The following is a 12,264-nucleotide window of genomic DNA, read 5'->3' on the forward strand; positions in this document are numbered from 1 at the left end:
CCGACGCGAGGGACGGCCGCATGAGGTTCGATTTCTTCCGACGCCCCGGCGTCGACGGCAACGGCGCGCAAGCCGACACGACGCCCGCCATCACGCCCGCCGTGGGCGCTGACGGCCACGTGGCCTACGCCATGCTGCTGGACGGCAAGCGCCGCGTGGTCGGCTACCGCATGGCATGGCGCGCGGCCGGGCAGGGCACCGACGCGGGTGCGGCGGCCGGCGTCAAGGCGCTCATGGACACGCTGGGCCTGCACCTGAACCCGGGCGGCCACGGCTGGCTGCTGGGCGGGCAGATGATGTTCGTCGACGTCACGGTCGATGCGCTGTTCCAGAGCGAGCTGCAGTCGCTGCCGCCGCGCAATGTCGTGCTGTGCATGAAGGCCGACGAGCTGATGGACGCCGACATGCGCTCCATCCTGCTGTTCCTGCGCGAGCAGGGCTTCGGCTTCATGCTGTGCGGCGGCGTCGCGCTGCCGGACGACGACGAGCTGCGCGCCATCGTCACGCACCGCGAGGTGCTGCCCTCCCTGCTGGCGGACGTGTCGCCCGCCGGCCCGGCCCCCATCGCCGCGCGCGTGGCGAACTGGGCCGAGTTCGAGGCCTGCGCCGCGCGCGGCGTGCAAGTGTTCGTCGACGGCGCCGTGCGCCTGCCGCCGGCGCGCGACAGCGCCGATGCGCTGCAGCCCGAGTCGCAGCTCATCGTGCACCTGATGCAGATGATCCTGCGCAACGAGGACGTGCGCGCCATCGAGGGCGCGCTCAAGCACGATGCGGCGCTCACCTACCGGCTGCTGCGCTACATCAACTCGCCCTCGGTCGGGCTGGCGGTGGAGATCCACTCGCTGCGCCATGCGGTCGCGATGCTCGGCTACTCGCCGCTGTACCGCTGGCTGTCGCTGCTGCTGGCCACCAGCAACAAGGTCAGCTCGCCCTTCATGATGAAGAAGGCCATCCTGCGTGGCCGCTTTGTCGAGCTGATGGGGCAGGGCATGCTGCCGCCCGGCGAGGCCGACAACCTGTTCGTGGCGGGCATGTTCTCGCTGCTCGACCAGCTGCTGGGCGTGCCGATGGAAGGCGTGCTGCGCAAGGTGCAGCTCACCGAGGCGGTGCAGCAGGCGATTCTTTCGCGCAGCGGCGTCTACGGCCCCTTCGTGGCGCTGGCCGAAAGCTGCGAGACCGACGACGGCCGCGCCGCGCGCCTGTCGGAGGCGCTCTTCCTGAGCGCCGCGCAGGTCAACGCCGCGCAGCTGTCGGCGCTGGTGTGGGCGCTCGACGCCGGCCCGGCCGTGACCGCGCCACCCGCCTGACCCCCGGAAATGCAAGGCTTTTGCGCGTCTGATCGGCCGATTGGAAACGGCGGTTTCCGTGACCATTGAAAGTCACGCTTCCAGGCTGGCTGTGACGACCGAGTTCCTCTTTACCGACCACGACTTTTCCAGAATCCGGACCCTCATCCATCGCCGCGCCGGCATCGCCCTGGGCGAGCAGAAGCGGCAGATGGTGTACAGCCGGCTGTCGCGGCGCCTGCGCGAGCTGCAGCTGCCGGCGTTCGCGCCGTACCTGGACCAGCTCGAGGCGCGCCACGACGGCGACGAGTGGCAGCTGTTCATCAACGCGCTCACCACCAACCTGACCTCGTTCTTTCGCGAGGCGCACCACTTTCCCACGCTGGCCGACCATGTGCGCAAGCGGCCGGGCCCGGTCACCGTGTGGTGCGCCGCCGCCTCGACGGGCGAGGAGCCGTACTCGATCGCCATCACGCTGATGGAAGCGCTGGGCGAGCGCGCGGGCTCGGCCCGCGTCATCGCCAGCGACATCGACACCGCGGTGCTGGCCAAGGCCGCCACCGGCATCTTCACCGCCGAGCAGGTGCGGCGCCTGTCGCCCGAGCGGCTGCGGCGCTTCTTCAACAAGGGCACCGGCACCAACGCCGGCAAGGTGCGCGTGCGCCCCGAGGTCGCCACGCTGGTGAAGTTCTCGCGCGTCAACCTGCTGGACAGCGCCTGGTCGGTGAAGGAGCCGGTGGACGCGATCTTCTGCCGCAACGTGATGATCTATTTCGACAAGCCGACGCAGAAGAAGGTGCTCGACCGCTTCGCGCCGCTGCTCAAGCCGGGTGGCCTGCTGTTCGCCGGGCATTCCGAGAACGCCTCGCTCGTCAACCCGGCCTTCCGCCCGCTGGGGCAGACGGTGTACGAGCTGTCGCGCACGCCGGGCACCGCATGAGCCTGGCGAGCCACCACTACTTCGACCGCGATGTCGGGCGCATGGCCGTCAAGCTGCTGCCCTCCGAGTACTACGTGACCACCGACCACACCGTGCTGAGCACCGTGCTCGGCTCCTGCGTGGCCGCCTGCCTGCACGACGCCCAGGCGGGCGTGGCCGGCATGAACCACTTCATGCTGCCCGACGACGGCGAGCCCGGTGGCGGCTCGATGCGCTACGGCGCCTTCGCCATGGACGTGCTGGTGCGCGAACTGGTGCGCGCGGGTGCGCGGCGCGAGCGGCTGCAGGCCAAGGTGTTCGGCGGCGGCGCCGTGCTGGCCGGCATGACCACGCTCAACATCGGCGACCGCAACGCCGACTTCGTGCTGCGCTACCTGGAGGCGGAACGCATCGAAGTGGCGGCGCAGGACCTGCGCGGACCGCACGCGCGCCGCGTGTGCTTCCTGCCCGAGAGCGGCAAGGCCGTGGTGCGCCGCCTGCGCGCGCAGACCGAGGTGCTGCGGGTGCGCCGCGACGAAGGCGAGCTGCTGCGCCGGCTGTCGGCGCCCGCCGCGCCGCACGAGATCGACAGAACCAAAGGAAGCCGGTGAGCCTGCCAAGCAAGAAAAAGATCAAGGTGCTCTGCGTCGACGATTCGGCGCTGATCCGCAGCGTGATGAGCGAGATCATCAACAGCCAGAGCGACATGACCGTGGTCGGCACCGCGGCCGACCCGCTGGTGGCCCGCGACCTCATCAAGGTCACCAACCCCGACGTGCTCACGCTCGACGTGGAAATGCCGCGCATGGACGGGCTGGAGTTTCTCGAGAAGCTCATGCGCCTGCGGCCGATGCCGGTGGTCATGGTGTCCTCGCTCACCGAGCGCGGCTCGGAGATCGCGCTGCGCGCGCTGGAGCTGGGCGCCATCGACTTCGTGACCAAGCCGCGCCTGGGCGTGCGCGACGGCCTGCTCAACTACACCGAGCTCATCGCCGGCAAGATCCGCACGGCCGCCAGTGCGCGGCTGCTGCCCGCGCGCCCAGCGGCCACGGCGGCGCGGCCCGCCCACGAGGCGGCGCCCGAGGCGCTGCTGCGCAGCCCGCTGCTGAGCACCGAGAAGCTGCTCATCATCGGCGCCTCCACCGGCGGCACCGAGGCCATCCGCGAGGTGCTGCAGCCGCTGCCGCCCGATGCGCCCGCGGTGCTCATCGCGCAGCACATGCCGGCCGGCTTCACGCGCTCCTTCGCGCAGCGCCTGGACGGCCTGTGCCGCATCCGCGTGAAGGAGGCGGAGCAGGGCGAGCGCGTGCTGCCGGGCCATGCCTACATCGCGCCGGGCGGCTTTCACCTGTCGCTGGCGCGCAGCGGCGCCAACTACGTGGCGCACCTGGACCAGGAGCCGCCCGTGAACCGCCACCGGCCATCGATCGACGTGCTGTTCGATTCGGCGGCCAAGCACGCGGGCAAGAACGCCATCGGGATCATCCTCACCGGCATGGGCAAGGACGGCGCCGAGGGCCTGCTGCGCATGCGGCGCGCGGGCGCGCACACGCTGGCGCAGGACGAGGCCAGCTGCGTGGTCTTCGGCATGCCGCGCGAGGCGGTGGCGCTGGGCGCGGTGGACGAGGTGTCGCCGCTGAACGAGATCAGTCGCCGCGTGATGGCGCACCTTCGCACGTTCGGTGAACGTGCGAACCGGGTATGACGAGTTTGAACAACGACCTGTGGAGCTGGAAAAAATCGTGATCGACAAGAGCATCAAGATCCTGGTGGTGGATGACTTCCCGACCATGCGGCGCATCGTGCGCAACCTGTTGAAGGAGCTGGAGTTCCTCAACGTCGACGAGGCCGAGGACGGCGTGGCCGGCCTGGAGAAGCTGCGCGGCGGCAGCTTCGGCTTCGTGGTCTCCGACTGGAACATGCCCAACATGGACGGCCTGACCATGCTGCAGACCATTCGCGCCGACCCCGAGCTGAAGACGCTGCCGGTGCTGATGGTCACGGCCGAGGCCAAGAAGGAGAACATCGTCGCGGCCGCGCAGGCCGGCGCCAACGGCTACGTGGTGAAGCCTTTCACCGCGGCGACGCTGGAAGAGAAGATCACCAAGATCTTCGAGAAGCTGGCCAAGGCATGAGCCAGGACACCGCCGGCGCGGCAGACGCCACCAACAACACCACCGAGGAACTGCTGGGCCGCATCGGCCACCTCACGCGCCAGCTGCGCGAAGGCCTTCGCGAGCTGGGCCTGGACAAGCAGGTGGCCAAGGCCGCGCAGGCCATTCCCGATGCGCGCGATCGCCTCAACTACGTGGCGGCCACCACCGAGCGCGCGGCGCACCGCGCGCTCAACGCCATCGACGTGGCGCAGCCGCTGCAGGAGGCGCTGGCCACCGACGCCAAGGCCCTGACGCAGCGCTGGGACCAGTGGTTCGAGAACCCGATCGAACTCGACCAGGCGCGCGAGCTCGTGCTGGACACGCGCGGCTACCTGAACGACGTGCCCCAGCGCGCCAGCGCCATCAACACGCAGCTCATGGAGATCCTGATGGCGCAGGACTTCCAGGACCTCACGGGCCAGGTCATCAAGAAGATGATGGAAGTCGTCAACGACGTCGAGACGCAGCTGCTGCAGGTGCTGATCGACAACTCGCCGCCCGAGAAGCGCCACGAGGCCGTGCAGAGCCTGCAGAACGGGCCGCAGGTCAAGCCCGGCAACCCCGACGCCGTGACCGACCAGGCGCAGGTCGACGACCTGCTCGAAAGCCTCGGCTTCTGAGCCGCTTGCAGCCTGCTTGATTGGCCGAATTGCAGGGCGATACCGGCCCTGATCGGCAGATTGTTCCGCACCACCGGAACCAATAATTTGGTTCTGGGCAAGGCGTACTTCGCCAGTGCTGGTTCGGAGCATGAATGGCTGAGGAAAGCGATCTCGAGAAAACGGAACCCGCCTCCGAGCGGCGCCTGGAGAAGGCGCGCGAGGAAGGCAACGTGGCCCGTTCGCGCGAGCTCACCACCTTCGTCATGCTCGCCACCGCGAGCGCCGGCCTGTGGCTGGCGGCCGAGTCGCTCGGCGCGAGCCTGAGCGGCGCGCTGCGCCGCGGCCTGCAGTTCGAACGCGCCAGCGCCTTCGACCCCGCGCACATGCTCTCGCAGAGCGGGCTCATGGTGCTGCACGCACTCATGGCCATCGGGCCGCTGTTCGCCATGATGGTCGTGGCCGCCGTGGCCGCGCCGCTGATGCTCGGCGGCTGGATGTTCTCCGGCAAGGCCGTCGCCCCCAACTTCGGCAAGCTCAATCCCCTGGCCGGCATCGGCCGCATGGTCTCGGCACAGGCGCTGGCCGAACTCGTGAAGGCGCTGGCCAAGTCGGCGCTCATCGGCGGCGTGGCATGGTGGGTCATCGTGGACGACATCGAGGCCGTGATGGCGCTCATGTCGCAGCCCGCGCACGAGGCGCTGCCGCATGCGCTGGTGCTGGTGGCCAAGCACTGCGCGCTGATCGCCGCCACGCTCTTTCTCGTCGCGCTCGTCGACGTGCCGTTCCAGCTCTGGAACTACTACCGCAAACTGCGCATGTCGCGCGAAGACGTGCGCCAGGAGCACAAGGAAAGCGAAGGCGATCCGCACATCAAGGCGCAGATCCGCCGGCAACAGCAGCAGATGGCACGCCGCCGCATGATGGCCGAGGTGCCCAAGGCCGACATCGTGCTCACCAACCCGACGCACTTCGCCGTCGCGCTGCAGTACCTGGACAGCGACATGCGCGCACCGCGCGTGGTCGCCAAGGGCACCGAGCTGGTCGCCGTGCGCATCCGCGAGATGGCCAGGGAGCACAAGGTCGCGATCCTCGAGGCGCCGCCGCTCACGCGCGCGCTCTACCGCCACACGAAGCTGGGTGAGGAGATTCCGGCCGGGCTGTACACCGCCGTGGCCGAGGTGCTGGCCTGGGTGTACCAGCTCAAGCGCTGGAACAGCGAGGGCGGCGAGGCGCCGCGCACGCCGACCGACCTGCCGGTGCCGGCCGACCTGCAGTACGCGCCGGCGGTGGCATGAACGGACTGAACGACCTGATGCGCCTGCCGGCGCGGATCTTCTCCGGCTCGCAGTTCAAGGGGCTGGCGGGTCCGATCCTCATCATCCTCATCCTGAGCATGATGGTGCTGCCGCTGCCGCCCTTCCTGCTCGACCTGCTGTTCACCTTCAACATCGCGCTGTCGGTGATGGTGCTGCTGGTGAGCATGTACACCATGAAGGCGCTGGACTTCGCGGCCTTCCCGGCGGTGCTGCTGTTCTCGACGCTGCTGCGCCTGTCGCTCAACGTGGCCTCCACGCGCGTGGTGCTCATGCACGGCCACACGGGGCCCGACGCGGCCGGCAAGGTGATCGAGGCCTTCGGCCACTTCCTGGTGGGCGGCAACTTCGCGGTGGGCGTGATGGTGTTCATCATCCTCGTGCTCATCAACTTCATGGTGATCACCAAGGGCGCGGGCCGTATCGCCGAGGTGGGCGCGCGCTTCATGCTCGACGCCATGCCGGGCAAGCAGATGGCGATCGACGCCGACCTCAACGCCGGCCTCATCGGCGAAGAGATCGCCCGCAAGCGCCGCGCCGAGGTGGCGCAGGAGGCCGACTTCTACGGCTCGATGGACGGCGCCAGCAAGTTCGTGCGCGGCGACGCGATCGCGGGCCTGCTGATCATGGTGATCAACATCATCGGTGGGCTCGTGGTGGGCATGCTGCAGCACGGGCTCGACTTCTCCACGGCCGGCAAGACCTACACGCTGCTGGCCATCGGCGACGGCCTGGTGGCGCAGATTCCGGCGCTGGTGATCTCCACCGCGGCCGGCGTGATCGTCTCGCGCGTGACCACCGACGAAGACGTGGGCAGCCAGCTCACGGGCCAGCTCTTTTCCAACCCGCAGGTGCTGTTCCTCACGGCCGGCATCGTCGGCCTGCTGGGCATGATCCCCGGCATGCCGAACCTGGCCTTCCTGCTGATCGCGGGCGGCCTGGTGTGGCTCGGCAAGCGGCTGGTGCAGCGCAAGCCGCAGGTGGCCGCGCAGCAGGCCGCCGCGGCCGCCGCCACGCAAGGGGCGGGCGTGCCGGCCTCGGCCGAGCAGGCCGAAGCCACCTGGGACGACGTGGCGATGGTCGATCCGCTGGGCATGCAGGTCGGCTACCGGCTGATCCCGCTGGTGGACCAGTCGCAGCAGGGCGAGCTGCTGGGCCGCATCAAGAGCATCCGCAAGAAGATCGCGCAGGAGCTGGGCTTTCTCGTGCCGGTGGTCCACATCCGCGACAACCTGGAGATCAAGCCCAACGCCTATGTCATCAGCCTGAAGGACGTGGAGATCGGCCGCGGCGAAGCCTTCCCCAACCAGTGGATGGCGATCAACCCCGGCCAGGTGACGGGCACGCTGACGGGCACGCCCACGCGCGACCCGGCCTTCGGCCTGGAGGCCACCTGGATCGACGCCAGCCTGCGCCAGCAGGCGCAGGTGTACGGCTACACCGTGGTCGATGCCTGCACCGTGATGGCCACGCACCTGAACCACCTGATCCACACCCACGCGGCCGAGCTGCTGGGCCGCCAGGAAGTGCAGCAGCTGCTCGACCAGATCGCCAAGACCGCGCCCAAGCTCACCGAAGACCTGGTGCCCAAGGTGCTGTCGCTGAGCACGCTGCATAAGGTGCTGCAGAACCTGCTCGACGAAGAAGTGCCGATCCGCGACATGCGCACCATCCTGGACGTGATGGCCGAGCACGCGCCCACGGTGAAAGACCCGACCGAGCTCACCACGCTCACGCGCCTGGCGCTGGGCCGCGCCATCACGCAGCAGCTGTTCCCGGGCGACGAGGAGATGCAGGTGATCGGCCTGGACGGCTCGCTCGACAGCGTGCTGCAGCAGGCCCTGAACAACAGCAGCGGCATCGAGCCGGGCATTGCCGACAACCTGCTCAAGCAGGCGCAGGCCGCCATGGTGCGCCAGGAGCAGATGGGGCTGGCCCCGGTGCTGGTCGTGCAGCACGCGCTGCGCGTGCTGCTGTCGCGCTTCCTGCGGCGCAGCCTGCCGCAGCTCAAGGTGCTCTCGCACGCCGAGATCCCTGACGCCCGGACCATCAAGATCACCGCCGCCATTGGAGGACGAGCCGTTTGAATCCACAGACCGACGTGCGCACCACCGCACGCAAATTCGTCGCCGCCACTGGCCGCGAGGCCCTGCGCCTGGTGCGCGAATCGCTCGGCGCCGAGGCCATCGTGCTCACGCACCGCGCCACCGCCCAAGGCGTCGAGATCGTCGCCATGGCCGAGGGCGATGTGCAGCAGACGGTGCAGGCCGCCGTGCCCGCAGTCGCACCTGCCGCCACGGCCGCACCCGCCGACCCGACCGTGCTCAGCGAACTCCATTCGATGCGCGGCATGATCGAGGAGCAGCTCGCCAGCGTGGTCTGGAGCGACAGCCAGCGTCGCGACCCGGTGCGCGGTCGCCTGCTGCGGACGCTGTTGGGCGCCGGCTTCAGCGCGCGCCTGTCGAAGGCCATGCTCGAGAAGCTGCCCACGGGCCAGAGCTACGCCGACGGCATGGCCTTCGTGCGCTCCGAGCTCGTGCGCGCGGTGCCGGTGCATGAAGACGAAGACGCGCTGTTCGCGCAGGGCGGCGTCTATGCCTTGATGGGACCGACCGGCGTCGGCAAGACCACCACCACCGCCAAGCTGGCGGCACGCTGCGTGATGCGCTTCGGCGCCGACAAGCTCGCGCTCGTCACCACCGACAGCTACCGCATCGGCGCCTACGAGCAGCTGCGCATCTACGGCCAGATCCTCAATGTGCCGGTGCATGCCGTGAAGGACGCGGCCGACCTGCAGCTGGTGCTGCACGACCTGCGCGACCGCCACATGGTGCTCATCGACACCGTCGGCATGAGCCAGCGCGACCGCGCCGTGCCCGAGCAGATCGCGATGCTCGGCAGCAGCCAGCGGCCGGTGAAGCGGCTGCTGCTGCTCAACGCCACCAGCCACGGCGACACGCTCAACGAGGTGGTGCACGCCTACCGCCAGGGCCATGCGCTGGCGGGTTGCATCTTCACCAAGGTCGACGAGGCCACGCACCCGGGCGCGCTGATCGACACCGTGATCCGCCACCGCCTGCCGGTGCACTACATCTCGGGCGGCCAGAAGGTGCCCGAGAACCTGGTGCGCGCCGACCGCGCGCAGCTGATCGACAGCGTGTTCCAGCCGCGCCAGCACAGCCCGCTCTTCGTACCGGCCGAAGCCGACCTGCCCGACGAGGCCGCGCCTTCGCCGCAGGCGCAGGCGCAGGGCGAGACCGATCGCCTGCGCCTGCGCTACCAGAGCCTGATCCGCGCGATGGCGCATGACGCGCAGGAGCTGGCGACAACCGCCGGCGCGCTGGCCGGTGCGCACATCGGCTTCGATGGCGCGCGCACGCTGTGGGGGCAGGCCGGTGATGAGGCTGTCGATGCCAAGGCCGTGCTGCACGAGCTGTCGGTGTTCGCGCGCGGCGAGGTGACTGCGGGATGCGACACCCACGTCCTCGCACTGGCCGGGCAGGTGGGCCTGCGCGCGACCGACAGCGGCGACGCCTACGTGTGCCACGGCAGCCTGCTGCTGTCCGATCGCAGCGGCCTGCCGCTGGCTGCACCGAACCAGTGGCTTTCGACCGCTGCGGCGCGCCAGTCGGCGGCACCGGGTCTGCGTCAGGCGCAGTGGCTGCAGCAACAGGATTTCGGCAAACGATTGGTGCATGTGCTGGGCAAGCCGCCGGCCGTCGAACAGATGCTGGCGTGGCAGGCCGAAGGCACGCAGTGGGTGGCGCGCGCGCCCGGCAGCACGGCCGTGACGGACGCGCACACCGGCGCCGCGACCACGCTCGCGCGCCTGGCCTTCGCGTTCGACGATGCAACCGAACGGCCCGTGCGCTATCGCGGCAAGGCCGCGCTGCAATGCGAAGCGCAGGTCGAGGTGTTGCCGCGCACCGCCATTGATCGCGACACCCTGCCCACGCTGCGTTGCGTGGCCGTGCGCGTGGTCGACGCGCGCAGCCGCAAGCTGCTGTCGCAGACCTGCGTGCTCACCAACCTGGGCGACGAAGTGGGCGCACCGCAGCTCGCGCAATGGCAGGGCTGGGCCGCCGACGCCGAGCCGTGCTTCCGCCTGCTGCGCGACGGCGTGCAGCTCGTGGGCGGCATGGGCGAGCCCGGCGATCCGCACATGATGAAGCGCCTGCTCGTCGCCGGCCAGGTCACGACCACCGTGTGGCGCCTGCTGCAGGCCGAGGGCGAATGGGCCGACCGCACGCGCCTGTTGCTGGGCCAGCTCACGGGACGCGCCACGCGCGCCGGCCGCGCGCTGACGGGCGGCGCGCTGTACGCGGGCGTGGGCAAGCTGTTCCTGCTGCTCGATGCGCTGGGCACCGAATCGGCAGCGCCTGCGCAAGCGCCGCGCGCGTTGGAACGCCTGGGCTGAAGGCGATGAGCGCACGCGTCACGGACCAGGCCGACGGGCTGCGCCGGCTGCTCGGGCAGGCGCCGGTGCGCGTCGTCGCGGTGGCGGGCATGGGTCCCGGCGCGGGCGCGACCACGGCTGCGATGAGCCTGGGCGCGGCGCTGGCGCAGCAGGGCAAGGACGTGCTGCTGCTGGACGAACATCACCCGAAGGGACGCTCGGTGTGCGATGTGTGGGCGCTCGGCCCGCGCGGCACGCTGGCCGATGTGGCGAGTCGGCGGTTGCGCATCGACCAGGCCGCTGCGAGCGCGGTGTGCGGCGTGCAGGTGCTGCCCGCATCGCGCGGCGCGACCATCGATCCGCGCACGCTGTGGCCGCGCGGCATCGTGCTCGTCGATGCGGCCTTCGACGACGAGGGCCGGCTGTCGCCGTTGGCGGAAAGCGCCGACGAACTGCTGCTCGTGCTGCAGCCGCACCCGGCAGCCATCACCTCGGCCTACGCGGGCATCAAGCGCCTGCACCGCGCGCATGCGCTGAAGCAGCTGCGCTTCCTGCTCAACGGCGTGGCCGATGCGGGCACCGCGCAGCAGGTCATGCACAACCTCGCGCAGGCCGCCAGCCGCTACCTCGCGCTGTCGCTTCTGCCCGTGGGCTGGGTGCGCACCGACCCGTGGCTGGCTGATGCGGCGCGGCTGCGCCAGACCGTGGTCGAGGCCTTTCCGGCCAGCGCGGCGGCGGTCGATTTCCGCGCCATCGCCGACGACATGGGCCGCTGGACCTGGCGCACGCCTGCGCGGCCGGCCGTGTTCCCGCAGGCGCTCGCGGCCTGAGACACGACCACGAGGACGGACGGCCGTGTACACCGCACAGGGCACCATCGAGAAATCGCATCTGCTGGAACAGCACCAGCCGCTGGTGCGCCGCATCGCGCTGCAGATGATGGCGCGGCTGCCGGCCAGCGTGGAGCTCGACGACCTGATCCAGGCCGGCATGCTCGGCCTGCTCGACGCATCGAGCCGCTACCAGGACCACCGCGGCGCGCAGTTCGAGACCTTCGTCAGCCAGCGCATCCGCGGCGCCATGCTCGACGAGCTGCGCGCCAGTGACTGGGGTTCGCGCGGGCTGCGCCAGTCGGCGCGCGGCATCGAGAAGGCGATCCAGGCGCTGGGCCACCGGCTGGGCCGCGCACCCACCGAAGGCGAGATCGCGAAGGAGCTGAAGGTCGATCTGGACACCTACCAGTCGATGCTGCAGGACATCCAGGGCTGCCAGCTGCTGTACGTGGAAGACTTCGCGAAGGGCGACCCCGACAACCCCTTTCTCGACCTGCATGCGCAGGAGGCGCGCAAGGGGCGCGGCGACTTCGACGACCCGCTGGCGCGCCTGCTCGAAAGCGGCTTTCGCCACCAGCTGGTGGATGCCATTGGCGCGCTGCCCGAGCGCGACCAGCTGCTGCTCAAGCTCTACTACGAGGAAGAGCTGAACCTGCGCGAGATCGGCGCGGTGCTCGAGGTGAGCCAGTCGCGCGTGTGCCAGCTGCACGGCCAGGCGGTGAGCCGGCTGCGTGCGAAGCTGAAGGATTCTCTGTAGAG

At 69.9% G+C, this 12,264-nt stretch carries 11 protein-coding genes; all 11 read left to right on the forward strand.

The window, feature by feature from the left end:
* The first annotated feature begins 20 nt into the window (after positions 1–20).
* The 11 genes from ACAM42_RS08955 (at position 21) to ACAM42_RS09005 (ending at position 12,262) form a co-directional block, all read left to right on the forward strand.
* Positions 21–1,307, forward strand: a complete 1,287-nt coding sequence (locus ACAM42_RS08955) for an EAL and HDOD domain-containing protein (protein ID WP_369631776.1) — start codon at positions 21–23, stop codon at positions 1,305–1,307.
* Positions 1,308–1,398: 91 nt separating this feature from the next.
* The gene (locus ACAM42_RS08960) at positions 1,399–2,226 is read left to right on the forward strand and encodes a CheR family methyltransferase (RefSeq protein WP_369632747.1); all 828 of its coding nucleotides are present in this window, start codon (positions 1,399–1,401) and stop codon (positions 2,224–2,226) included.
* Positions 2,223–2,816 (forward strand): chemoreceptor glutamine deamidase CheD, encoded by a 594-nt coding sequence (gene cheD / locus ACAM42_RS08965; protein ID WP_369631777.1) that lies wholly within the window; start codon positions 2,223–2,225, stop codon positions 2,814–2,816. The genes ACAM42_RS08960 and cheD overlap by 4 nt, the downstream gene beginning before the upstream one ends.
* A 65-nt stretch (positions 2,817–2,881) precedes the next feature.
* Positions 2,882–3,910 (forward strand): chemotaxis response regulator protein-glutamate methylesterase, encoded by a 1,029-nt coding sequence (locus ACAM42_RS08970; protein WP_070061656.1) that lies wholly within the window; start codon positions 2,882–2,884, stop codon positions 3,908–3,910.
* A gap of 37 nt (positions 3,911–3,947) precedes the next feature.
* Positions 3,948–4,340 carry a chemotaxis response regulator CheY gene (gene cheY, locus ACAM42_RS08975; protein ID WP_056582361.1) on the forward strand — a complete coding sequence of 131 codons (393 nt, stop codon included), beginning with the start codon at positions 3,948–3,950 and terminating at the stop codon, positions 4,338–4,340.
* The gene (gene cheZ, locus ACAM42_RS08980) at positions 4,337–4,981 is read left to right on the forward strand and encodes a protein phosphatase CheZ (RefSeq protein ID WP_062469395.1); all 645 of its coding nucleotides are present in this window, start codon (positions 4,337–4,339) and stop codon (positions 4,979–4,981) included. Before cheY ends, cheZ begins: the two co-directional genes overlap by 4 nt.
* A 134-nt stretch (positions 4,982–5,115) precedes the next feature.
* The gene (gene flhB, locus ACAM42_RS08985; RefSeq protein WP_369631778.1) at positions 5,116–6,258 is read left to right on the forward strand and encodes a flagellar biosynthesis protein FlhB; all 1,143 of its coding nucleotides are present in this window, start codon (positions 5,116–5,118) and stop codon (positions 6,256–6,258) included.
* A complete protein-coding gene (flhA, locus tag ACAM42_RS08990) occupies positions 6,255–8,363 on the forward strand; it encodes a flagellar biosynthesis protein FlhA (protein WP_307694647.1) in 2,109 nt (702 codons plus the stop codon). The genes flhB and flhA overlap by 4 nt, the downstream gene beginning before the upstream one ends.
* Positions 8,360–10,693, forward strand: a complete 2,334-nt coding sequence (gene flhF, locus ACAM42_RS08995; protein WP_369631779.1) for a flagellar biosynthesis protein FlhF — start codon at positions 8,360–8,362, stop codon at positions 10,691–10,693. The genes flhA and flhF overlap by 4 nt, the downstream gene beginning before the upstream one ends.
* A 5-nt stretch (positions 10,694–10,698) precedes the next feature.
* Positions 10,699–11,502 (forward strand): MinD/ParA family protein, encoded by an 804-nt coding sequence (locus ACAM42_RS09000; RefSeq protein WP_369631780.1) that lies wholly within the window; start codon positions 10,699–10,701, stop codon positions 11,500–11,502.
* A gap of 25 nt (positions 11,503–11,527) precedes the next feature.
* Positions 11,528–12,262, forward strand: a complete 735-nt coding sequence (locus tag ACAM42_RS09005) for an RNA polymerase sigma factor FliA (RefSeq protein WP_070061574.1) — start codon at positions 11,528–11,530, stop codon at positions 12,260–12,262.
* Positions 12,263–12,264 lie beyond the last annotated feature (2 nt).

This window comes from Variovorax sp. V35 (genome assembly GCF_041154465.1).
GTDB lineage: Bacteria > Pseudomonadota > Gammaproteobacteria > Burkholderiales > Burkholderiaceae_C > Variovorax > Variovorax boronicumulans.